Origin of the sequence: Pseudomonas rhizozeae (genome assembly GCF_031583775.1) — a bacterium.
Lineage (GTDB): Bacteria > Pseudomonadota > Gammaproteobacteria > Pseudomonadales > Pseudomonadaceae > Aquipseudomonas.
In genome coordinates, this window is record NZ_JAVLSB010000056.1 from 12,712 (window position 1) to 34,717 (window position 22,006).

Below are 22,006 nucleotides of genomic sequence, written 5' to 3' on the forward strand. Positions count from 1 at the left end.
CTCTGTGGCTTCCGTCAGTCATGCTCGACAGACTAAGAGCCGCACCCTCGGCACTCAATGACCGAAACTGACAAGTTAATGATCTAAATGTGCAGCGGCCCTTGGCAACCGTAGCCATGGGCCCTACCCTAGACGGCACATTCTGTACGCGGCCGTTTTCCGTAATCCCATGCGCAAACTTCTGTACCTGACCTGCTCCATGGCGTTGATCGCCGTTCTCACAACCTACGCGATGTGGGCGGCTGACCGCCCGGTCGGGCATTACCTGTCAGACCTGCGCATCCATTTAGCGATCGACCAGGGCACACCGTCCGATCGCGGCAACTTGCTGGGTATTCAGCCTGAGCTGTATCCCACCGACTACCAAAGCCCCGAACGCCTCCACCGTAAGCTCGCTGCGTACCTGCAAAGCGCCCGGGAGCAAGGCTTGCTGAACGACAAAACCCTGGTGGTGCTGCCGGAACACATCGGCACTTGGCTCATGGTCACCGGCGAAAAAGATGAGTTGTACCAGGCCGGCACGCTGAAGGAAGCGATGAACTGGCTGGCGGTCAGCAACCCGGTGCAGTTCGCCCGCGCCTACCTCAGCGCCAAGGGCAGCGACCGCCTCGACGACGCGCACCTGCGAATGAAGGCCAAAAGCATGGCCAAGCAATACCAGGCGTTGTTCGGTGGGCTGGCCAGGGAATTCGGCGTGACCCTGGTGGCCGGCACTATTGTGCTGCCCGAGCCGAGTGTGCGCGAAGGCCAACTGAAAGTCGGGCATGGCGCGCTGTACAACAGCAGCCTGGTGTTCGGCCGCGACGGTGCGCCGATCGGCCAGCCACAACGCCAATTGCACCCGGTGTTCGATCAGACCGGTGTGCTGCACGCCAACACCGAGCGCGCCATGAGCGTGGTCGACACCCCGGCCGGGCGCCTGGGCGTGCTGATCGGTAGCGACAGTTGGTACCCGGACAACTATCGCAAACTCAACGCCGCAGGTGCGCAACTGATTGCCGTGCCGGCCTATGTGGTCGGCCAAGGCTCGTGGGACAAACCGTGGCGCGGTTATAAAGGCCTGACCACGCCGAGCTCGGTCAGCCTCAAGGCCGGGGAAATCAGCGAAGGCCAGGCCTGGCATCGTCTGACCTTGATCGGCCAACCGCCAAGCAGCCTGGCCACCGCCGGCATCAGTGTGTTTTTGCGCGGCCAGTTCTGGGACAAAAGCAGCGCCGGCCAGAGTTTCGCCAGCAGCCAAGGCCAACACTACGCCGACGAAGATGGCCGCGGCGCGCGACTGCTCAACCTCTGGCTGTAAACCATGAAACCCTTGCCGATGCGCCTCGGGGATTTGTCGGTCGGCTTCGTCCATAGCCTGGCGGACGCCGTGCGCAGCCAAGGGCACGATCCGCAGCCCTTGCTCGAACAATACGGCCTCGACGCCGCGCGTCTGAGTGAAGCCAATGCGCGGCTGTCGATCCCGCGTTACATGCGACTCGGCCACGCGGCGATCCAACTGACCGACGACCCGGCCCTAGGCTTGAGCATGGGGCAACTCAGCCGCTTGAGCCAGGCCGGGCTCGCCGGCGTCACCGCCGCCCAGGCGCCCACCGTGCGCGAAGCGGCGCGCTGCCTGATTCGTTTCGAAGCGCTGTACGGTTCCAACTACCGCGGCCAGTCAAGTTTTCATGAAGACCCGCGCGGTGCCTGGCTGCGCTTCTACTCCATCAGCCCCTACAACGCCTACAACCGCTTCGTGGTCGACTCGATCATTGCCGGCTGGCTGCATCAACTATCCAGCCTCAGCGCCCAGCCCTTGCGTGCCGAGCGCATCGACATCGAGTTCGTACAACCGGAATACCTTGATCGCTATGCGGTGCTGGGCGACTGCCCGATTCAGTTCGGCGCCGAGCACAATCAGTTACGCCTTGGCTTGGCGACCCTGGCCGAACGCAACCCACAGCATTGCCCGAGCACCTGGCGGCACTTGCTGCAATTGTGTGAACGGGAACTGGAACAACTGACGCGCACCCGTAGCCTGCGTGAACGCATCACTCAGCTATTGGGGCCGTTGCTCAATGGAGGCCGGGAGCCCGACCTGGAAGAAGTGGCCGCACGCCTGAAGCTGCCCACCTGGACCTTGCGTCGCAAACTGGCCGAGGAAGGTACGCAGTTCCGCGCAATCCTCAACGACACCCGTCGCGACCTGGCCATGACCTACATCCGAGACACCGAACTGGCGTTCGGTGAAATTGCCTACTTGCTAGGCTTCGCATCCGCCGAAGCCTTTCAACGCGCGTTCAAGCGCTGGAACGGCCAGACCCCGGGCGAATTTCGCCGCAGTCATCGGCAAACCGCGTGACGCTTATAACTCGGTAGCGTCGTCGGCCGGCTCCAGCGGGTCGGTTTCAAAGGCGCGGTATTCCAGCCACTCTTCTTGATAATCGTCCATTTTTCGTCTCCCCTGCCCTATGCCTGTTGGCTGAAATGTTCATCTAAGTAGCTGACCTTCACCCCGAGCTTAAAGTGCCCCCGTGAAAGAAAAATGACGCGGCCACGACCGCTCATCCCTGCTTATTAAAACGTAGCAGGGAGTCAGGAATTTATCTGCGGTTTTTTCGCTCTAGGGTTAGACGAAAAAGGCCAGGATTGAGGGTGATCAATCCTGGCCGTCGAAGGTGTTGCGCGCGGACCGCTACCCTTGAGCAGAACGCGATCTACGGCAGCGCCGGAATCGGCTCGGTCGGTGCGGGCAAGTTGCTGGGGTTGGCCGGCGGCGTGATGGCCGGTTCGCTCGGCGCCGGCTCTGCAGCGGCGGGTTCCGCTTCAATCGGGGTGATCGGCGCGGGTTCGGCTGGGGCTGCCACGGGCTCGGACGCGGCCGGGGCTGCTTCGACTGGCGCGGGCGCGGCAGCCGGCATGGGTTCGGCAGCGGGAGCTGGCGCAACCGGTGCCGGTGCCGCCGGTACCAGCGCTGCAGGCGCGGCCTTGGCTTCCGGCATGCCGAGGTCGGTCTTGGGCTTCTCTTCGATGTGCGCGGCTTTCTTCGCTTCCGCCGGGAGGAACAATTCCACCAGGGCGAAGAAGCGTTCGTAGAACTTGGCCGAGGACACGGTTTCGCTCGCCACCTTGACCATCGAATCATCGGACGAACCGATCGGCATCGACACCGAGCCCAGCACGCCGACGCCAAGGCTGGCGGAATTGTTGGTCTTCTTCAGTGCGTAACGGTCCTGCAAGGCATTGGCGAACATCGTCGCGTGGTGCCCTTCGCTACCGTCATCAGCGCAGACCACATTGAAACTGATCTCCATGTGCGTTTCGCCAGTCTGCTGGAAGCTTTTATGCCCGCTGATCAGCTTCGGATCGCTGCTGGTGATGATGTAGCCCTGGCTGAGCAACGCGCGACGGGCGGCTTCGCAAGTCTGCACATCAGTGACGGGATAGTTGCGGGAGAAGGTCCCGGAGTCATCGAAGTTCTCATGCTCGTAGATAGCGGCCTTTTTCGACGAGCAACCGGCGGCGACGGCCAGCACCAGGGCCATCCCGGCAACACGCATGGGAAATGATTTGAACATTGAACATCCTGAGGAAAACGGTCCGGGGCGTATTGTGCAACAGATCGATGCTTAGCGGCGTATCGATTCGTGTCTAACAACAGTTACACAAAGACTGACCTGCGAAGCTAGCAAAAAGTCGTGACAAAAAAAGACCCCGTCCAGATGGACGGGGTCGTTGACTTGCCTCAGCGCAGCGGATCAGACGTCAGAAACGCTTGATCTCGGCCTGGGCTTCCAACTGCTTGCGGTACGCCGCGAAGTCTTGCTGACCAATGCGCGACGCGAGGAAGCGACGGTATTGGGCCTTCTCTTCATCGGTCGGCGCGGCGGCTTCGTTGACGGCATTCAACCGCAAGATCAACAGGCTGCCATCGGCCAGGGTGACGCTGTTGAAGCTCGGCTTGTCCTTGGACTCTGGCTTCGGCATGCGGAACAACGACTGCAGCACAGTCGGGTCAACCCCTTCCTGAGCGCGGGTCGCCGCTTGCGTGACTTTCCAGGACTGACCGTCAATCGGCTTGTCCAACGGCGTCTTGCCTTCGCGCAGGCTGGCGATCAACTGCTCGGCCTTGGTCTTGGCTTCGGAACTTGCGTGCTCTTTGGTCAATTGCGCGCGGATGCTGGTGTTCACAGCTTCCAGCGGCAATTGCTCAGGTTTGCGGTGTTCCTTGGCACGGACCACGACCACGGTTTCCGGGTCGAGCTCGATGGCGGTGCTGTTGGCGCCCTCATCCAGCACTTCGGGACTGAACGCAGCTGTCACCACGGCACGGTTGGCCGCGATGCCTTCGCCACCTTCCCGGCCGAACGGCGCGGAGGTGTGCACTGTCAGTTTCAGGTCTTGAGCCGGCTGAGCCAGGTCAGAGGCTTCGAACGACGAGTCTTCCAATTGCTTGGTGGCTTCGACGAACAACTGCTCCACTTGCTGGGTTTTCAGTTCGCGGGTCAGCTTGTCTTTCAGGCTGGCGAAGCTCGGCACTTGTGGCGCTTCAACACCCAGCAGCTTGATCAGATGGAAGCCAAACTCGGTACGCACCGGCTCCGACACCTGATCCTTGCTCAACCCGTACAAGGCGGTCTCGAACGCTGGGTCGTAGACGCCAGGACCGGCGAAACCAAGGTCACCGCCATTATTGGCCGAACCCGGATCCTGGGAGAACTCCTTGGCAAGCGCTTCAAACTTCTCGCCCTTGGCCAGGCGCGCCTGGATATCTTCGATCTTCGCCTTGGCTTGCGCCTCGGTGGTCTTGTCGTTGACTTCAATCAGGATGTGCGCGCCACGGCGTTGTTCAGCCAGGTTGGCGGTTTCTTTCTGATAAGCCGTCTGCAGGTCTTCGTCCTTGACGGTGACCTGATCGAAGAACGACGACTTCTTCAGTTCGAGGTAATCAATGACAACCTGATCAGGCGTCATGAATTCCTTGGCATGTTCGTCGTAGTAGGCCTTGACCTCTTCATCGGTCAGCTTGACCGCTGCCGGATCTGCCTTGATGTTGAGCGCGGCGAAATCGCGGGTCTGTTTTTCCAGACGGGCGAATGCCAGCACTTGGGCATCAGTCACGAAACCGCTGCCCGCCACACCGGCGCGCAATTGGCCGATCAGCATTTCCTGGGTCAGCATCTGACGGAACTGCATGCGGCTGTAACCCAGTTGACGGATCACCTGGTCGAAGCGCTCGGAGCTGAACTTGCCGTCAACCTGGAATTCAGGTGTCTGCAGGATCACTTGGTCGAGTGCGGCTTCGGAGAAAGAGAATTTGGCGTTTTCCGCGCCTTGCAGCAGCAGCTTGCGATCGATCAGGCCCTTGAGAGCCGAGTCGCGCAGCATTTTCTCGTCCAGCAACGAAGCGTCGAAATCCTTGCCCAGTTGTTGCATGAGTTGACGGCGTTGCATATCGACCGCCTGGCTCAGCTCGTTCTGGCTGATCTCATCGCCATTGACCTTGGCCGCCTCGTTTTTATTCGTGGTGGCTTGAAAAATGGCATCGAAACCGGTCAGGGCCATCAATACAACGATGATCCCGATGATGGTCTTGGCAATCCAGCCTTGTGAATTGTCCCTGATATTCTGCAGCATGCGTCCCCCAGAAACGGTTGAACTTCAAATTTAGGCAACCGTGGAGCGTGGGTAGAATCCGGATAGAAGAAAGGCGCATCCGAGGATGCGCCTTCTCGTAACTGGCGGAGCGGACCGAGGGCTCGAACTCGCGACCCTCGGTGTCTCGGCTCGGCGACTGCCGACTGGACTACCGCTCCGCTGCCAGGTCAGGCATGACCCCGACCCGGATAGGCAAAAAACCGAAATCGAGCTTAGTTAACGGCTTCTTTCAGTGCTTTACCGGCTTTGAAACCTGGTTTTTTGGCTGCCGCGATTTCCAGCGTCTTACCGGTCTGTGGGTTGCGACCGATACGAGCAGGGCGGTCAGTCACGGAGAACGTACCGAAACCTACCAGAACAACGGAGTCGCCAGCCTTCAGAGCGCCAGTGACGGATTCGATTACAGCGTCCAGCGCACGGCCAGCAGCAGCTTTCGGGATATCAGCGGATGCAGCGATAGCATCAATCAGTTCCGACTTGTTCACTCTAAGTCCCCTTATATCTATTTGAGTATGATTCTAAGTTTTTTTGGTGAAAGCTTAAAACGAGTGCTGAATGGCCTACAGACACTTAAGAGCCGCTTTATAACAAGGGCTCTAAAAAACTGTCAAGGAAGCCCCTCAGGCAAATACGAACTTAATGCGTGCTAATTCTTTCCTTGGAATCAGACTCACGTTTGTCATCCTTGGAAACTATCTCGGGAGCCACATCCGGCAAGGGCTCCGGCGCGTATTGCAGCGCAATTTGCAGGACCTCGTCAATCCATTTAACCGGTTTAATCTGAAGATCCTGCTTGATGTTGTCAGGAATTTCCTTCAGATCACGGACGTTCTCTTCCGGAATGATCACTGTCTTGATGCCACCACGGTGTGCGGCCAACAATTTTTCCTTCAAACCACCGATCGCCAGCACTTGTCCACGCAGGGTGATTTCGCCGGTCATGGCGACATCGGCGCGCACCGGAATACCGGTCAGCGCAGATACCAGGGCCGTGCACATACCTACGCCAGCGCTAGGGCCGTCTTTCGGGGTCGCCCCTTCCGGCATGTGGATGTGAGTGTCGCGCTTCTCGTGGAAGTCCAGAGGGATCCCCAGGCTCTTGGCGCGGCTGCGCACCACGGTCAGCGCGGCGGTGATCGATTCGACCATCACGTCACCCAGGGAACCGGTCTTGATCAACTGACCTTTACCCGGAACCACGGCCGCTTCGATGGTCAGCAATTCGCCACCCACTTGCGTCCAGGCCAGGCCAGTCACTTGACCGATCTGGTCCTGCTGCTCGGCCAGGCCGTAGCGGAATTTACGCACGCCCAAGAAGTGTTCCAGCAGGTCGGCAGTGACCTTCACCGAGAAGCGTTTTTCCAGCGCATGCTCCTTGACGGCCTTGCGGCAAACCTTGGCAATCTGGCGCTCAAGCCCCCGCACACCGGCCTCGCGGGTGTAGTAACGGATGATGTCGCGGATCGCTTCGGCGTCGAATTCCAGCTCGCCCTTTTTCAGGCCGTTGGCCGTGATTTGCTTCGGCGAAAGGTATTTCACAGCGATGTTGATTTTCTCGTCTTCGGTGTAGCCCGGCAGGCGAATCACTTCCATCCGGTCCAGCAACGCTGGCGGAATATTCATGGAGTTGGAGGTGCACAGGAACATCACGTCGGAGAGATCGTAATCGACTTCAAGATAGTGATCGTTGAAGTTGTGGTTCTGCTCCGGATCGAGCACTTCGAGCAATGCCGATGCCGGATCGCCGCGCATGTCGCTGCCCATCTTGTCGATTTCGTCGAGCAAGAACAGCGGATTGCGCACGCCCACTTTGGTCATCTTTTGAATCAATCTTCCTGGCATCGAACCGATGTAAGTCCGGCGATGACCACGGATTTCCGCTTCATCACGCACGCCACCAAGGGCCATGCGTACGAATTTTCGGTTTGTTGCGTGGGCAATCGACTCGGCGAGCGAGGTTTTACCCACACCCGGAGGACCAACCAGGCACAACACCGGGCCACGAATCTTTTTCACGCGCTTCTGTACGGCGAGGTATTCGAGGATGCGTTCTTTGACTTCTTCCAGACCGTAGTGGTCAGCGTCGAGGATGTCTTCAGCGCGCGCCAGGTCCAGGCGCACCTTGCTCTGTGCCTTCCAAGGCACTTGCACCAGCCAGTCGATGTAGGAGCGCACCACGGTGGCTTCAGCGGACATCGGCGACATTTGCTTCAGCTTGTTCAGCTCGGCGGTGGCTTTGGTCAGCGCGTCTTTTGGCAGGCCGGCGGCATCGATGCGCTTTTTCAGCTCTTCGATTTCGTTATGGCCTTCGTCGCTGTCGCCGAGTTCTTTCTGAATGGCCTTCATCTGCTCATTCAGGTAGTACTCGCGCTGGCTGCGCTCCATTTGTTTCTTGACGCGTCCGCGGATGCGTTTCTCGACTTGCAGCAGGTCGATCTCGGCGTCCAGCAAGGCCAGGACATGTTCGACACGGGCCGACAAATCGATGATTTCGAGGATTTCCTGCTTCTGCTCGATCTTCAGGGCCATGTGTGCGGCCATGGTGTCGACCAGGCGCCCTGGCTCATCGATGCTGTTGAGCGACGACAGGACTTCAGCCGGGACCTTCTTGCCCAACTGCACGTATTGTTCGAATTGCGACAGCAGGCTGCGGACGAATACTTCCGACTCGCGCTCAGGGGCGTCGACTTCGTCGATCAGCGCAACTTCGGCGCGGCAATGGCCGTCGACTTCGATGAAACGCTCAACCGAACCACGCTGTTCGCCTTCAACCAGCACCTTGACGGTGCCATCAGGCAGCTTGAGCAGTTGCAGGACTGTGGCGATGGTGCCGACGCGGTACAGCGCGTCTTCACCAGGATCATCGTCAGCCGGGTTGCGCTGAGCCAGCAAAAGAATTTGCTTGTCACCCGTCATCGCGGCCTCGAGGGCCTCGATGGACTTCTCGCGTCCCACGAACAGTGGGATAACCATGTGCGGATATACCACGACATCGCGCAACGGCAGGAGAGGCAATTCGATGGTTGTCTTCATGATTTCGCCTCTAAGGCGGCCATATGGCCGTAATCAGATGGAATTAAGCTTGAAACCAAGATGGGGGCTGCTTTCAAAAAAAACAAGCGCAATGAGACGGTTAAAACGCGTTAATAGCAAAGGGGCCCGAAGGCCCCTTCTGTGTTCCAGCAGCGTGACGCTTAGGCGTCTGGCGCTGCCTTGGCGGTCGGCTCACTGTTTTCGTAGATATACAGTGGCTTGGACTTGCCTTCGATAACGCTTTCGTCGATCACGACTTTGCTCACCTCGGACTGCGAGGGGATTTCGTACATCGTGTCGAGCAGTACACCTTCGAGAATCGAGCGCAGGCCACGGGCACCGGTCTTGCGTTCCAGGGCTCGTTTGGCGACCGATTTCAGCGCGTCGGAACGGAATTCCAGATCCACGCCTTCCATCTCGAACAACTTGGCGTATTGCTTGGTCAACGCGTTTTTCGGCTCGGTAAGAATCTGCATCAGTGCAGCTTCATCGAGTTCGTCCAACGTCGCCAGGACCGGCAGACGACCGACGAATTCCGGGATCAGACCGAACTTGACCAAATCGTCAGGCTCGACTTCACGCAGGGACTCACCGACCTTCTTGCCCTCTTCCTTGCTGCGCACTTCGGCGTTGAAACCGATACCGCCACGGGTGGAGCGCTGTTGAATGACCTTCTCCAGACCGGAGAACGCGCCACCGCAGATGAACAAAATGTTACGGGTGTCAACCTGGAGGAATTCCTGCTGCGGATGCTTGCGACCACCTTGCGGTGGTACAGAAGCGACCGTGCCTTCGATCAACTTGAGCAGGGCTTGCTGCACGCCTTCACCGGAAACATCCCGGGTGATCGACGGGTTGTCAGACTTGCGGGAAATCTTGTCGATTTCGTCGATGTAGACAATGCCCATCTGGGCCTTTTCCACGTCGTAGTCGCACTTCTGCAGCAGTTTCTGAATGATGTTCTCGACGTCCTCACCCACGTAACCGGCCTCGGTGAGGGTGGTAGCGTCGGCAATGGTGAAAGGAACGTTCAGCAGACGAGCCAAGGTTTCGGCCAGCAAGGTCTTACCCGAGCCAGTCGGACCGATCAGCAGGATGTTGCTCTTGCCGAGTTCGACGTCGTCGCTTTTCTTGTCACGCTGGTTGAGGCGCTTGTAGTGGTTGTACACCGCTACAGCCAGAACCTTTTTGGCACGTTCCTGACCAATCACATACTGATCAAGGATGCCGCTGATTTCTTTAGGCGAAGGCAATTTATGCGCGCTGCTTTCGGCCTGGGCTTCCTGCACCTCCTCTCGGATGATGTCATTGCACAGGTCGACGCACTCGTCGCAGATAAAGACCGAGGGGCCGGCAATCAATTTGCGTACTTCATGCTGGCTTTTGCCACAGAAGGAGCAATAGAGCAGCTTGCCGTTGTCCTCGCCGTTGCGGGTGTCAGTCATTCGTTCGATCCAAATCCGATAGGCTTGCAACACAAGATGAAGGCTATTGCGGGCTTTTTCAAGCCCGCCGGTGATCGGACCAGCCGACCCACCTTATTTTGAGCTGCTTAATTTAAGCCGGGCGTTGCTCGATCACTTCATCGATCAACCCGTACTCACGCGCGGCTTGTGCACTCATGAAATTGTCGCGGTTGGTGTCGCGCTCGATTTCTTCCAGAGTGTGGCCGCTATGCTTGGCCATCAGCGTGTTGAGACGCTCACGAATGAATAGGATTTCCTTGGCATGGATCTCGATATCCGAGGCCTGGCCCTGGAAACCGCCCAATGGCTGGTGAATCATCACACGCGAGTTAGGCAGGCAGAAACGCTTACCCGCCGCACCTGCAGTCAGCAGAAACGCGCCCATGCTGCAGGCTTGACCGATGCAGGTGGTCGACACGTTTGGCTTGATGAACTGCATGGTGTCGTAGATCGACATGCCTGCTGTCACCGAACCGCCCGGGGAGTTGATATAAAGATGGATGTCCTTGTCCGGGTTTTCCGCTTCAAGGAACAGCAGTTGCGCACAAATCAGGTTAGCCATGTAGTCCTCTACCGGCCCAACCAGAAAAATCACTCGTTCCTTGAGCAGGCGCGAGTAAATGTCGTAAGCGCGTTCGCCACGAGCAGATTGCTCGACAACCATCGGGACCAGGCCACCTGCGGCCTGGATATCAGAGTTCTGCTGAATATACGAATTACGGAACATGCTCTGCAGTCACTCCCAAATAGTTATGTCTTGAATACGCATAAGCCAGCGCGAAGGCTGGCTCATGGTGTGTACTTCTTAACGCAGCAACAATCAGTCGGCTTGTGGAGCTTCTACCGGCTTGACCGCTTCTTCGTAAGAGACCGATTTGTCGGTCACGCTAGCTTTCTGCAGAACAGTATCCACAACTTGTTCTTCCAGCACAACCGAACGAACTTCGTTCAGTTGCTGGTCGTTCTTGTAGTACCAGGACACAACCTGCTCAGGCTCTTGGTAGGCCGAAGCCATTTCCTGAATCATCTCGCGAACGCGGGCCTCGTCAGGCTTGAGGTCGAATTGCTTGACCACTTCCGCCACGATCAGACCCAGCACAACGCGGCGCTTGGCTTGTTCTTCGAACAACTCGGCCGGCAGTTGATCAGGCTTGATGTTGCCGCCGAATTGCTGAACGGCCTGCACGCGCAGACGGTCAACTTCGTTGGACAGCAAAGCTTTCGGCACTTCGATCGGGTTGGTTTCCAGCAGACCGTCCATGACCTGGTTCTTGACCTTGGATTTGATCGCCTGACGCAGTTCGCGCTCCATGTTCTTGCGAACTTCGGTGCGGAAGCCTTCCAGACCGGTTTCCTTGATGCCGAACTGAGCGAAGAATTCTTCGTTCAGCTCTGGCAGTTTCGGCTCGGAGATGCTGTTGACGGTCACGGTGAACTCGGCAGTTTTACCGGCCAGCTCCAGGTTCTGATAGTCCTCAGGGAAGGTCAGGTTCAGAACGCGCTCTTCGCCGGCTTTAGCGCCAACCAGACCGTCTTCAAAACCAGGGATCATGCGACCCGAACCCAGCACCAGTTGGGTGCCCTTGGCGGAACCACCAGCGAACACTTCGCCGTCGACCTTGCCAGCGAAATCGATGTTCAGCTGATCTTCAGTCTGAGCAGCGCGATCGGTTTCTTCGAAACGGGTGTTCTGCTTGCGCAGGATGTCCAGCATCTTGTCCAGATCGGCGTCATTGACGTCGGCGCTCAGGCGCTCAACGGTGATGCCTTCGAAACCGGCAACGGTGAACTCAGGGAACACTTCGAAGACCGCGACGTATTCCAGGTCTTTGCCGGCTTCGAGGGATTTTGGCTCGATCGACGGCGAACCGGCCGGGTTCAACTTCTGCTCAACCACAGCTTCGTAGAAGGACGACTGGATGACGTCGCCAACTGCTTCCTGGCGCGCTTCAGCACCGAAACGACGCTTGATTTCGCTCATTGGCACTTTGCCTGGACGGAAGCCAGCAATCTTGGCCTTTTGGGCAGTCTGCTGCAGACGCTTGTTGACCTGAGTCTCGATGCGCTCAGCCGGCACGGTGATGCTCATGCGGCGCTCAAGAGCAGAAGTATTTTCAACAGAAACTTGCATGGATATTCCTCGTTGCACAGACGTTAGCCGGCCGTTTCCGACCCCAGAATCAAGGGCATGCATTCTAGTGGGTCAAACTCAAGAAGTCACCCTACTGAAAACGGGTAAAAACGCAGCAGGCAGTTTATAGGCGGGGACAAACGGTTGTGCCTCGCCCTGTTCGCAAATACAGCTATTCAAGCCAAGGCTCTGCACCAACGCTTCTATATATATAGAAAGAATCAGCCATCCATCCCTGACCGCCCACCCCGTTCGGGATCGGCAGGCTGATCGGGCATCATCGCGAAACAAAAATGCGACGAACCGACCGCCCTTCCAGCCCGAAACCAGCGACTGATGTAAACCCATACTTCTGAAACAAAAACGGCGCAGCCCTTTTAAGGTGCTGCGCCGTTTTGTTTGCTATTCACTAGCGACTTGTATGGTGCGGACGGAGAGACTCGAACTCTCACACCTTGCGGCGCTGGAACCTAAATCCAGTGTGTCTACCAATTCCACCACATCCGCGTATCAAGCTTTTAAAGCAAAGGCGCCAGACTGTTAATCTGGCGCCTTTCTAAATATGGGGTGGACGAAGGGGATCGAACCCTCGACAACGGGAGTCACAATCCCGTGCTCTACCAACTGAGCTACGCCCACCATATTGCCGTGCTACGTTACTTGTGCCAAAGCTGCCTTAAATGGCGCACCCGGCAGGACTCGAACCTGCGACCATCCGCTTAGAAGGCGGATGCTCTATCCAGCTGAGCTACGGGCGCCTTGTTAATCTGTATTCTTGGACGATTACAAACTAAGTGCTTTCAGTTTCGCCGAATTAAACATCAACTCCGCTCGACCTTCTTAACCAGTGCTAGGCTGTGCCCGACAAGTGCGACGAATGTTATAGACGGCCCGAAAGGTCGTCAACTCTTTTCTGAAAAAAATTCATTTAATTAAAGGGGTTAGGGGAATTTGCAGACCAAGCGCCTTTGCCCTCACGTCTCGACATGCGAGAATGCGTTCTCTTTTTTTCACCTCTCGATGGTTAACCACGCGCAATGACTGCACAACTAATCGACGGCAAATCGATCGCCGCCAGCCTGCGCCAGCAGATCGCCCAACGTGTCACCGAGCGTCGCCAGCAGGGTCTGCGCACGCCGGGCCTGGCGGTGATCCTGGTCGGTAGCGATCCCGCCTCTCAGGTTTACGTCTCGCACAAGCGTAAAGACTGTGAAGAGGTCGGCTTCCTGTCCCAGGCCTACGACCTGCCGAGCGATACCACCCAGGAAGACCTCGCCGCGCTGATCGATCGCCTGAACGACGATCCGAGCATCGACGGCGTCCTGCTGCAACTGCCGCTGCCTGAACACCTCGACGCCTCGACCTTGCTGGAGCGCATCCGTCCGGACAAAGACGTTGATGGCTTCCATCCTTATAACGTCGGCCGCCTGGCCCAACGCATTCCCCTGCTGCGGCCATGCACCCCCAAGGGCATCATGACCTTGCTGGAAAGCACCGGCGTCGATCTGTATGGACTCGACGCGGTGGTGGTCGGTGCGTCCAACATCGTTGGCCGCCCGATGGCGATGGAATTACTGCTGGCCGGCTGCACCGTGACCGTTGCGCACCGCTTCACCAAGGACCTCGCCGGCCACGTCGGCCGTGCTGACCTGGTGGTCGTGGCGGCCGGGAAGCCTGGCCTGGTCAAAGGTGAGTGGATTAAAGAAGGCGCGATCGTGATTGACGTCGGCATCAACCGTCAGGACGACGGCAAGCTGGTCGGCGACGTGATCTACGAAACCGCCCTGCCTCGGGCTGGCTGGATCACGCCAGTACCTGGCGGTGTTGGCCCGATGACCCGCGCTTGCCTGCTGGAAAACACACTGTATGCGGCAGAAACCCTGCACAGCTAAGCACTCGTCCAGCGCCCTCGAAACCCCGCCCTAACCGCGGGGTTTTTCATTTCTGAAGGAAAGGTCAATCCCCTGCTGCTAATCCGGTTTATTTCGAGTTTCCAAGGACTTTCGTTTGTTTATCGAAGAACATTCGACAGTTATTCGACCATACTCATAGAATGCGACGTTTTTACGAAACAGCCCGTAACAAAACGGCATATCCACATTTTATCGAGTCCATTCGCGTGAACATTCGTCTTTCTATCATCAGCCTATTTTTTGCATTTACAGGCACTTTTATCACGCCAACGCTGCACGCGGCAGAAACCACCGCCACCCCTCGCGACACCACGCAATTGAAGATCGCTTCCGGCAGCGCCCTGCTGATGGACATGCAGACCAACAGGGTTATCTACGCCAGCAACCCCGACGTCGTGGTTCCGATCGCATCGGTCAGCAAACTGATGACCGGACTGGTGATCGTCGAAGCCAAGCAGAACATGGACGAGTACATTTCCATCAACATCAGCGACACACCGGAGATGAAAGGCGTGTTCTCCCGCGTGAAACTCAACAGCGAATTGTCGCGCCGGGAAATGCTGCTGATTGCTCTGATGTCTTCGGAAAACCGCGCCGCTGCCAGCCTCGGCCACCACTACCCGGGCGGTTATGTGGCGTTTATCGCGGCGATGAACGCCAAGGCCAAGGCGCTGGGCATGACCAGCACGCACTTCGTCGAACCCACTGGCCTGTCAGTGCGTAACGTATCTACCGCTCGCGACTTGAGCAAGCTGCTGGTCGCTGCGCACAAGTACCCGATTCTCAGCGAATTGAGCACCACCAAGGAAAAGACTGTCACCTTCCGCAAACCGACCTACAGCCTGGGCTTCCGCAACACTGATCATTTGGTGAACAAACCGAACTGGGATATCCAGATCACCAAGACCGGCTTCACCAATGAAGCGGGCCACTGCCTGGTGCTGGTGACGCGTATGGGCAATCGCCCGGTGGCCTTGGTGATTCTCGATGCCTTCGGCAAGTACACGCATTTTGCCGATGCCAGCCGCATTCGCAGTTGGGTCGAGACCGGCAAGAGTGCCAATGCGCCAGCGGTAGCATTGCAGTACAAGGCCGAGAAGAACCTGAAGAATCGCCAGACCGGGGCTATCGAAGCCTCGAAGTGAAACCGCTGTAAACAAAAAAAGCCCCGATCATTCGGGGCTTTTTATTGACTGTCAGTCATTGGGCAGCGGCATCTGGTCATCATCAGGAATGCCATCGCCCTTGCTGGGATCCTGCCAACCCTGTGAATGCTCGGTGGTGACCACTGCCGGACGGGCCAATGGATCTCTGAGCGGGCTCTGCGGATCCATCACCGGATCGACATCCTCTTCAGGAGTTGTCGGGACGCTGTCGGGATGTTTGTCGTTGAAACTTGAATCAGTAGACATACGCACCTCACTTGAAAACGCTGTACCCATTAGACTTACGGCTTCAAGTCGCCGATGGGATCGTAGGGTTTAGCGGGTTTCTTGTCATCGTCTTCCGGATTCACGTCCAGCGGCGCCTTGGCAGGCCCGATGGGATCAACCGCCGGATCGTCGACATCCGGTGAATCCGGGTCGAAACCCAGCTCATCGCCGGAGGAATGTTCGGACGAGTGCGGACCAGCGGGGGTATTGGATTGAGCCATTGGAGCCTCCTTAGTGACACCCGGGCGAGACGCTCGGGGCTTACTGACTAAGAGACTCGCAATCGCAGGATGTGCCCGCAACATGACGAACGGAAAGCCGCGCACAGGCTCTACTGTGCGCTCAGCGCCTTGGTTGCTCGCGCCGCGGCCTGTTCCTGGCCCGCCTGGGCCAAATCATTGGCGGCTTTCAGCCAGCGCTGGGCATCGACCTGGGCGGGAATCTGATTCGGCTTCTGGATGAGAATCGCCCAACCGCCAGCGTCCTTAAAAGCGGACTCGAACGCGCTGAAGCTCATCAAGGCTCGGCGATCCAGACCGGCCCGCAGCAAGACCGTCTGTTTCTGGCGGTTATATCCGGTGAGAATCGCGTAACGCGGTGTCGACCAGAAGGTCGAGCCTTCAGTAAAGCGCAGCATCACCGGATAGCCGGCAGCGACTTGGGTCAACAGTGCCGGCAGGTTGCTGTCCAGCGGGTAGACGACCATGCCGTAGTCCCGGGCCACGCTCTGCATGTTCTGCTGCAACTGCGCCTCGGCGCCCGGCAGGTGCAGCGGTTTGTCGAGCAGGCCAGGCGTGACCACGATGCCCTGCTGCGATAGCAGGCTCGCCAACACTTGCGGGCCGCTTTGGTTGGCTTCACCGCGATAGAAGGTGCCGCTCAGCTCGACGCGCTCGGGCAGCCGCTTGACCTCCGGCGCCACACTTCCCGCGCACCCACCCAGTGCCGCCACGCAGCCCAGCACCACCATCGCCCCACGAATTCCAGACAATCCCCGCACGCTCTTCACTCTCTGTTCAGACGCCGGACATCCACGCCTCCGGCTTGGCCCGTGGATCATAGGACGCCGCGCGGCACCGGTATAGCCTTAAACAGCAGTTGACGAGCATCGATAGAGCGAACTGGTTTGTCGATCACGACCTTCGGTCAATAGTTTGCAACACCGCAACGTCTAGACTGTCAGGTGTAAAGAGTGTGTGCCCGAAGCAGGGCAAAGAGGAGGCACTGATGAGCCTGGCAACGACAATCATGATGCTGATCCTGGGCTGGCTGGCCGTCGCTGGCGCCATGCTGTGGGGCGTGCTGCGCATTGCACGCCGGCATCACCCGCACGCCCCCGTGACACCACCCGACGCAAAAGGCAAAAAAGCGCCACCGCGCCCTGCCACCGCGCACTGATCACGTCCCGCAGCGCAAAACACCGCGCATTAAAAAGGCCGCCTGCGCTCTCTCGAGCCCAGGCGACCATTGGCTGCCTTACTGTCAGGTCTGAGGCGCCAGTTTCTTTTGCTTGGCGCGGCGAGACATCATGTTCAGCACTTCAATTGCTGCCGAGAACGCCATCGCTGCGTATACATAGCCTTTCGGTACGTGAGCGCCAAAGCCTTCGGCAATCAAGGTCATGCCGATCATGATCAGGAAGCCCAGGGCCAGCATCACGACGGTCGGGTTGTCGTTGATGAACTTGGCCAGTGGCTCAGCCGCCAGCAACATCACCAATACCGAGACGACCACCGCGATGATCATGATCGGCAAGTGCTCAGTCATACCGACCGCGGTGATGATGCTGTCGATCGAGAACACCAGGTCGAGCATCAGGATCTGACCGATCGCCGCGGCAAAGCCCAGGGTCACGCTAGACGTGGCCGAGGTCGGATCATCCGGGGACGGGTCCATGCTGTGATGGATTTCCGTGGTGGCTTTCCACAGCAGGAACAAGCCGCCGGCAATCAGGATCATGTCCTTCCAGGAGAACGCGTGGCCGAGGATTTCGATCACCGGAGCGGTCAATTGGACGATAAACGCGATGGTGCTCAACAGGCCCAGACGCAGGATCAACGCCATGCCGATGCCGATGCGCCGCGCTTTGGTGCGGTGCTGGACCGGCAGCTTGTTGGTGAGGATCGAGATAAAGATCAGGTTATCGATGCCGAGCACGATTTCCATCACGATCAACGTTGCCAAGGCCACCCACGCGGTGGGGCTGGCAACCAGTTGTAAAAGATAGTCCATGGGTCAGTCCTGATTCGCGGTGAGACGTTTAGATTTCCTGGGTCGACGAGTCGTTGTCTTTCTCATCGTCATCGACACGCGGTTTGATGTTGATCAGGCCGCCGGTGGCCTCGCTGATGGCCTGGTCCGCCGCTTTGTGCGTGTCGTCAATCGCTTGCTTGGCGCTTTCGGTGGCTTTGCCCAGCAACTGTTGCGCGCTTTTTTCGGCCTGGTCGCAGCCGCTCATTAGCAGCATAGCCACGGCCAACAAGGCCGGGACGCCAAGTTGTTTCGGAGTCATACAGGCTTACCTCACTCAAACACACGGGACCAAACCGATGGCCCTTCGATGGCCGTGGATTCTAAAGAGGCGAACACTTCAGGAAAATTCGTATTTTTAGCGGCTATACTTCGGTTTTCACGAAGTGATTACTGTCATGCTCAACTATCGTCAATTGCATTATTTCTGGGTCGTAGCCAAAACCGGCAGCATCGTACGCGCTTGCGAGCAGTTGAACCTCACGCCGCAGACTATCAGCGGGCAAATCTCCCTGCTGGAGCAGACCTACGGTGTCGAGTTGTTCCAGCGTGTCGGCCGGCAACTGGAACTGACCGAAGCCGGGCGCCAGACCTTGCCCTACGCCGAGCAGATGTTCCAATTGGGCGGCGAACTGGAACTGATGCTGCGGGCACAACCCAACGAGCAGCAGATTTTGTTCAGAGTCGGGGTGGCGGACGTGGTGCCCAAATCCATCGTCTACCGCTTGCTGGCGCCGACCATGGAATTGACCGAACCGCTGCGCATCACCTGCCGTGAAGACAAACTCGAACGGTTACTCGCCGACCTCGCGATTCAGCGCCTGGACCTGGTGATTTCCGATAGCCCGATGCCCTCGCACCTGGACATCAAGGGCTACAGCCAGAAACTCGGCGAGTGCGGCATTAGTTTCTTTGCCACGCCAGCGCTGGCGGACCTTTATGGCCAAGACTTCCCCCATAGCCTGCACGCCGCCCCGCTACTGATTCCCGGGCCGGAAACCGTGGTGCGCAGTCGGCTGCAGCGCTGGTTTGCCGAGCAGCAAATCCAGCCGCGAATCGTCGGGGAGTTCGATGACAGTGCATTGATGCAAGCGTTTGGCCAATCCGGCAGCGGAATTTTCATTGGCCCGAGCGTTATTGCGGAGGAAGTGCAAAGGCAGTTCGGCGTGGCGCTGATCGGCCAGACCGATGCGGTGAGCGAGTCGTTTTATGCGATCTCGGTGGAACGCAAGGTCAAGCACCCCGGCATCGTGGCGATTACCGAAGGTGCTCGAAGGGAGTTGTTTACCGCCGTGTAACGCCTTAAACGACGGCCTCGCGCGGTTCGAAGCTCATCAGCGCCATCGCCAGCAGGATCGACATCAGGATAAACGCCGCCGCCGCGAAGCCGAGGCCACCGAGGCCGAACGCATCGATCACCCGTCCACCGACAATAGCGCCGACGCCGATCCCGAGGTTGGCCCCGGCAATGTTCAGCGATGCGGCAAACGCTGGCGCTTCGGGCGCAGCCTTCATCAAACGCACATGGCTGACCAGGAACAGCGCTGCCTGGGTCACCCCCCAAATGCCCATCGCCGCCGCCAGTCCCAAGGGCGAGTGGATGTTTGGCACCAAGGTGATCAGACCCGCGATCATGAATGCGCAAAACACCATCGAGGCCACCAGCGGATGGCGGTCCACCGCGCGGCCGCCCAGGGAGTTGCCGATCAGCCCGACCGCGCCGAAGCCCATCAAACACCAGCCAACCACCGTGCCGTTGAAACCAGCCAGCCGCTCGAGGATATCCGCCAGGTAGGTGTAAGCGGTAAACATCCCGCTGAATACCAGGATCGACAGCACCACATGCCCCACCATCAAAGGGCTGCGCAGGATCTTGAACTGCGAACGGAAGCTGACCTGATGCTGATGCAGACTGGTTTTCGGCAGGTAGATAAACAGCAGCAAGGCCTTGGCGAAGGCGATAAACGCCAGGATGTAAAACGCACTGCGCCAGCCGAATGCGTCGGAGATCAAGGTCCCGACCGGAATGCCGAATACCGTGGCACAGACAATGCCGAAGCCGATCTTGGCGATGGCGCGGCCGGCGTATTCGGGGCCGACGATATCCACTGCGGTTTCGCTGGCCAAGGCCCAGAATACCGGCAGCCCGAGCGCTGGAATCAAGCGCGCCACGGCCATCACCCAAATGTTCGGCGCCAGGGCCGCCAGGGTATTGGCCAGGCCAAACATGATCAGCACGCTGATAAACAATTTGCGTCGCTCGAACCGCGCGAAGTAGGCGGTCAGGAACGGCCCGAACACTGCCACCGTGAACGCAAACAGGGTCACCAGCAGGCCAGCTTGAGGGATGGTCACGTCGAGGTCGCGGGCGATGGCCGGCAGCAGGCCGACGATGACGAATTCTGTGGTCAGCACGGTAAAACCGGCGGCCGACAACAGAAGGATGGGCAACAGCATGCAGAACTCCAGAAAAACGACAACACCAGCGAAAACCCGAAGGGCCGCTGGCGGAGCTTGAAAAGGAGCGCGCAGCTTACCAGAGTGTCCCGCGGCGTGCTGGCCGCCAGTCCCGGAATGCGCCCATGAAAAAACCGCCGAGGCGCGGGCCAGGGCGGTTTTCGGGTCGCGAATTAAACCTGTGGCGTTAGAACGCGCCCATGTAGTCGCGCTTGCCGATTTCCACGCCGTTGTGACGCAGCAGCGCGTAAGCGGTGGTGACGTGGAAGAAGAACTGCGGCAGGCCGTAGGTCAGCAGGTAGGACTGGCCGGTAAACCGCTTCTCTTTCGGCGTGCCCGGACGGGTGACGATTTCGATGCCTTCCTTGCCGTTGATCTGCTCCGGCATAATGCTATCCAGGAAGGCCTGTACCTTGCTCAGCAGTGCTTGCAGGTCGGCGAAGGTGGTTTCGGTGTCTTCGTATTTCGGCAATTCGATTTCCGCCAAGCGGGCGCTGATGCCTTTGGCGAAATCTACCGCGATCTGCACCTGGCGGACCAGTTGGAACATGTCCGGGAACAGGCGCGCTTGCAGCAGAGCGTTCGGATCGATGTTCTTTTCGGTCGCGTGGGCTTCGGCCTTTTTCAGCACATCGCTCAGGGCGTTGAGCATTTGCTTGAGGACCGGAACGGAAGCGGCGTACAGAGAAATAGTCATGGTGATCTCGCAACGTGTTGGGGGGAGTAAAAATCTGCGGCGATTATAGCCATGCTCGGCCGGCCGGCGGCTTGTCTTTTCTTTAACAAGGATTAGGCTAGGCGGCTTCGACTGCATAAGGAACGCGCGATGAGCATTGAACCCGAGAGCACCGGCGATGAACCGCGCCTTAACAGCACTCAAGTGCGCATCCTCGGCGCTTTGATCGAAAAACAGGCCACCAGCCCGGAAACGTATCCGCTAACCCTTAACGCGCTGGTATTGGCCTGCAACCAGAAAACCAGCCGCGAACCGGTGATGAACCTGGCGCAGGGCCTGGTCGGGCAGAATCTGCGCCAACTGGAGAATTCGGGGTTCGCCAAATTGGTGATGGGCAGCCGCGCCGACCGCTACGAACACCGCGTCGACAAGGCCCTGGAATTGGTGCCAGCGCAGTTGATCCTGATGGGGTTGCTGTTTCTGCGCGGCCCGCAGACCGTCAACGAACTGCTGACCCGCAGCGGCCGGATGCACGATTTCGAAGACACCGAGCAGGTGCTGCATCAACTTGAACGCCTGATCGCCCGCGACCTGGCGCTGCTGATCCCGCGCCAGCCCGGCCAGCGTGAAGACCGCTACATGCACGCCTTGGGCGACCCGGCGGATATCGACACCCTGCTCGCCGCGCGCCAGCAGCCCAGCGAACGGAGTTCTGGCAGCGGGGTATCGGCGGAGCGTATCGAAGAACTGGAAGCACGGATTGCCGCGCTGGAAGAAAGATTGGCACGAGTGGAGCAGGGTTAGTTCGCGATTGCGGTGGGTCAGTGTGTGGTGTTTTGACTGAGCAGACGCCATCGCGGGCAAGCCACGCTCCCACAGGTTTTGTGTTTTGCTTGGATCTGATGGTTGGCCCATTCCCACAGTTTTTGTGTTGTGCTTGGAGCTATCGTTGGCCCATTCCGAGAGGTTATTGAGTTGGGCCAGGATGTGCGGCTGGCGGAAAACCA

21 protein-coding genes and 3 tRNA genes are annotated in these 22,006 nt (G+C 58.3%); 7 read left to right on the forward strand and 17 right to left on the reverse strand.

Annotated elements, in window-relative coordinates:
• Window positions 1-169: 169 nt before the first annotated feature.
• A complete protein-coding gene (locus RG836_RS19830; RefSeq protein ID WP_310848716.1) occupies window positions 170-1,300 on the forward strand; it encodes a carbon-nitrogen hydrolase family protein in 1,131 nt (376 codons plus the stop codon).
• A gap of 3 nt (window positions 1,301-1,303) precedes the next feature.
• The gene (locus RG836_RS19835; protein ID WP_310848718.1) at window positions 1,304-2,344 is read left to right on the forward strand and encodes an AraC family transcriptional regulator; all 1,041 of its coding nucleotides are present in this window, start codon (window positions 1,304-1,306) and stop codon (window positions 2,342-2,344) included.
• A gap of 355 nt (window positions 2,345-2,699) precedes the next feature.
• On the opposite strand, the gene RG836_RS19840 is transcribed toward RG836_RS19835, so the two are convergent.
• From RG836_RS19840 to RG836_RS19885, 10 genes are all read right to left on the reverse strand, one after another.
• On the reverse strand, window positions 2,700-3,560 hold the full coding sequence (locus RG836_RS19840) for a DUF2242 domain-containing protein (RefSeq protein ID WP_310848720.1): 861 nt from the start codon (window positions 3,558-3,560) through the stop codon (window positions 2,700-2,702).
• Window positions 3,561-3,747: 187 nt separating this feature from the next.
• Entirely contained in the window at window positions 3,748-5,619 is a 1,872-nt protein-coding gene (locus tag RG836_RS19845; RefSeq protein WP_310848721.1) for a SurA N-terminal domain-containing protein, read from the reverse strand.
• Between the two features lie 233 nt (window positions 5,620-5,852).
• Window positions 5,853-6,125, reverse strand: a complete 273-nt coding sequence (locus RG836_RS19850) for an HU family DNA-binding protein (protein WP_002552737.1) — start codon at window positions 6,123-6,125, stop codon at window positions 5,853-5,855.
• Window positions 6,126-6,276: 151 nt separating this feature from the next.
• The gene (gene lon, locus RG836_RS19855; protein ID WP_310848722.1) at window positions 6,277-8,673 is read right to left on the reverse strand and encodes an endopeptidase La; all 2,397 of its coding nucleotides are present in this window, start codon (window positions 8,671-8,673) and stop codon (window positions 6,277-6,279) included.
• Window positions 8,674-8,834: 161 nt separating this feature from the next.
• A complete protein-coding gene (gene clpX / locus RG836_RS19860) occupies window positions 8,835-10,118 on the reverse strand; it encodes an ATP-dependent Clp protease ATP-binding subunit ClpX (RefSeq protein ID WP_310848724.1) in 1,284 nt (427 codons plus the stop codon).
• 112 nt (window positions 10,119-10,230) lie between these two features.
• Entirely contained in the window at window positions 10,231-10,866 is a 636-nt protein-coding gene (gene clpP, locus RG836_RS19865) for an ATP-dependent Clp endopeptidase proteolytic subunit ClpP (protein ID WP_092270463.1), read from the reverse strand.
• 93 nt (window positions 10,867-10,959) lie between these two features.
• Window positions 10,960-12,270: a trigger factor gene (gene tig, locus RG836_RS19870; RefSeq protein WP_310848727.1), complete on the reverse strand. Its 1,311-nt coding sequence runs from the start codon at window positions 12,268-12,270 to the stop codon at window positions 10,960-10,962.
• A 422-nt stretch (window positions 12,271-12,692) separates the two neighbouring features.
• Window positions 12,693-12,777: transfer RNA gene (locus RG836_RS19875), tRNA-Leu, on the reverse strand.
• A gap of 56 nt (window positions 12,778-12,833) precedes the next feature.
• Window positions 12,834-12,909, reverse strand: a tRNA-His gene (locus RG836_RS19880).
• Between the two features lie 42 nt (window positions 12,910-12,951).
• Window positions 12,952-13,028, reverse strand: a tRNA-Arg gene (locus RG836_RS19885).
• 279 nt (window positions 13,029-13,307) lie between these two features.
• Here RG836_RS19885 and folD point away from each other — a divergent pair.
• Complete coding sequence (gene folD, locus RG836_RS19890) at window positions 13,308-14,162, forward strand: bifunctional methylenetetrahydrofolate dehydrogenase/methenyltetrahydrofolate cyclohydrolase FolD (RefSeq protein ID WP_310848729.1); 855 nt, start codon at window positions 13,308-13,310, stop codon at window positions 14,160-14,162.
• Between the two features lie 227 nt (window positions 14,163-14,389).
• The gene (pbpG, locus tag RG836_RS19895; protein WP_310848731.1) at window positions 14,390-15,328 is read left to right on the forward strand and encodes a D-alanyl-D-alanine endopeptidase; all 939 of its coding nucleotides are present in this window, start codon (window positions 14,390-14,392) and stop codon (window positions 15,326-15,328) included.
• 51 nt (window positions 15,329-15,379) lie between these two features.
• Here pbpG and RG836_RS19900 read toward each other — a convergent pair whose 3' ends face one another.
• From RG836_RS19900 to RG836_RS19910, 3 genes are all read right to left on the reverse strand, one after another.
• Window positions 15,380-15,595, reverse strand: a complete 216-nt coding sequence (locus tag RG836_RS19900) for a hypothetical protein (protein WP_310848732.1) — start codon at window positions 15,593-15,595, stop codon at window positions 15,380-15,382.
• A 35-nt stretch (window positions 15,596-15,630) separates the two neighbouring features.
• On the reverse strand, window positions 15,631-15,837 hold the full coding sequence (locus tag RG836_RS19905) for a DUF6021 family protein (RefSeq protein ID WP_310848734.1): 207 nt from the start codon (window positions 15,835-15,837) through the stop codon (window positions 15,631-15,633).
• Window positions 15,838-15,947: 110 nt separating this feature from the next.
• Entirely contained in the window at window positions 15,948-16,586 is a 639-nt protein-coding gene (locus RG836_RS19910; RefSeq protein ID WP_409078096.1) for a peptidase C39 family protein, read from the reverse strand.
• A 257-nt stretch (window positions 16,587-16,843) separates the two neighbouring features.
• Between RG836_RS19910 and RG836_RS19915 the strand changes: the two genes are divergently transcribed.
• Complete coding sequence (locus RG836_RS19915; RefSeq protein ID WP_310848737.1) at window positions 16,844-17,014, forward strand: hypothetical protein; 171 nt, start codon at window positions 16,844-16,846, stop codon at window positions 17,012-17,014.
• Between the two features lie 84 nt (window positions 17,015-17,098).
• Here RG836_RS19915 and RG836_RS19920 read toward each other — a convergent pair whose 3' ends face one another.
• Window positions 17,099-17,848, reverse strand: coding sequence for a TerC family protein (locus RG836_RS19920; protein ID WP_310848739.1), 750 nt, complete (start codon window positions 17,846-17,848; stop codon window positions 17,099-17,101).
• Between the two features lie 28 nt (window positions 17,849-17,876).
• Entirely contained in the window at window positions 17,877-18,128 is a 252-nt protein-coding gene (locus RG836_RS19925) for a hypothetical protein (RefSeq protein ID WP_310848740.1), read from the reverse strand.
• 136 nt (window positions 18,129-18,264) lie between these two features.
• Here RG836_RS19925 and nhaR point away from each other — a divergent pair, with 136 nt between their 5' ends.
• Window positions 18,265-19,164 carry a transcriptional activator NhaR gene (gene nhaR, locus RG836_RS19930; RefSeq protein WP_310848741.1) on the forward strand — a complete coding sequence of 300 codons (900 nt, stop codon included), beginning with the start codon at window positions 18,265-18,267 and terminating at the stop codon, window positions 19,162-19,164.
• A gap of 4 nt (window positions 19,165-19,168) precedes the next feature.
• Here the strand turns inward: nhaR and RG836_RS19935 are convergent, their stop codons facing one another.
• A complete protein-coding gene (locus RG836_RS19935) occupies window positions 19,169-20,323 on the reverse strand; it encodes an MFS transporter (protein ID WP_310848742.1) in 1,155 nt (384 codons plus the stop codon).
• Window positions 20,324-20,510: 187 nt separating this feature from the next.
• On the reverse strand, window positions 20,511-21,020 hold the full coding sequence (locus tag RG836_RS19940; RefSeq protein WP_310848744.1) for a DUF1993 domain-containing protein: 510 nt from the start codon (window positions 21,018-21,020) through the stop codon (window positions 20,511-20,513).
• A 129-nt stretch (window positions 21,021-21,149) separates the two neighbouring features.
• Here RG836_RS19940 and RG836_RS19945 point away from each other — a divergent pair, with 129 nt between their 5' ends.
• Complete coding sequence (locus tag RG836_RS19945; RefSeq protein ID WP_310848746.1) at window positions 21,150-21,803, forward strand: YceH family protein; 654 nt, start codon at window positions 21,150-21,152, stop codon at window positions 21,801-21,803.
• Window positions 21,804-22,006: the final 203 nt, after the last annotated feature.

Bases quoted from the DNA above. Each gene is read 5' to 3' on its own strand.
- lon (WP_310848722.1), bottom strand. From the start codon at position 8,673: ATGAAGACAACCATCGAATTGCCTCTCCTGCCGTTGCGCGATGTCGTG.
- RG836_RS19905 (WP_310848734.1), bottom strand. From the start codon at position 15,837: ATGGCTCAATCCAATACCCCCGCTGGTCCGCACTCGTCCGAACATTCC.
- RG836_RS19920 (WP_310848739.1), bottom strand. From the start codon at position 17,848: ATGGACTATCTTTTACAACTGGTTGCCAGCCCCACCGCGTGGGTGGCC.
- tig (WP_310848727.1), bottom strand. From the start codon at position 12,270: ATGCAAGTTTCTGTTGAAAATACTTCTGCTCTTGAGCGCCGCATGAGC.
- RG836_RS19945 (WP_310848746.1), top strand. From the start codon at position 21,150: ATGAGCATTGAACCCGAGAGCACCGGCGATGAACCGCGCCTTAACAGC.
- RG836_RS19925 (WP_310848740.1), bottom strand. From the start codon at position 18,128: ATGACTCCGAAACAACTTGGCGTCCCGGCCTTGTTGGCCGTGGCTATG.
- RG836_RS19940 (WP_310848744.1), bottom strand. From the start codon at position 21,020: ATGACTATTTCTCTGTACGCCGCTTCCGTTCCGGTCCTCAAGCAAATG.
- folD (WP_310848729.1), top strand. From the start codon at position 13,308: ATGACTGCACAACTAATCGACGGCAAATCGATCGCCGCCAGCCTGCGC.
- RG836_RS19915 (WP_310848737.1), top strand. From the start codon at position 16,844: ATGAGCCTGGCAACGACAATCATGATGCTGATCCTGGGCTGGCTGGCC.
- RG836_RS19845 (WP_310848721.1), bottom strand. From the start codon at position 5,619: ATGCTGCAGAATATCAGGGACAATTCACAAGGCTGGATTGCCAAGACC.
- RG836_RS19840 (WP_310848720.1), bottom strand. From the start codon at position 3,560: ATGTTCAAATCATTTCCCATGCGTGTTGCCGGGATGGCCCTGGTGCTG.
- RG836_RS19835 (WP_310848718.1), top strand. From the start codon at position 1,304: ATGAAACCCTTGCCGATGCGCCTCGGGGATTTGTCGGTCGGCTTCGTC.
- clpX (WP_310848724.1), bottom strand. From the start codon at position 10,118: ATGACTGACACCCGCAACGGCGAGGACAACGGCAAGCTGCTCTATTGC.
- RG836_RS19935 (WP_310848742.1), bottom strand. From the start codon at position 20,323: ATGCTGTTGCCCATCCTTCTGTTGTCGGCCGCCGGTTTTACCGTGCTG.
- RG836_RS19830 (WP_310848716.1), top strand. From the start codon at position 170: ATGCGCAAACTTCTGTACCTGACCTGCTCCATGGCGTTGATCGCCGTT.
- clpP (WP_092270463.1), bottom strand. From the start codon at position 10,866: ATGTTCCGTAATTCGTATATTCAGCAGAACTCTGATATCCAGGCCGCA.
- nhaR (WP_310848741.1), top strand. From the start codon at position 18,265: ATGCTCAACTATCGTCAATTGCATTATTTCTGGGTCGTAGCCAAAACC.
- RG836_RS19900 (WP_310848732.1), bottom strand. From the start codon at position 15,595: ATGTCTACTGATTCAAGTTTCAACGACAAACATCCCGACAGCGTCCCG.
- RG836_RS19910 (WP_409078096.1), bottom strand. From the start codon at position 16,586: ATGGTGGTGCTGGGCTGCGTGGCGGCACTGGGTGGGTGCGCGGGAAGT.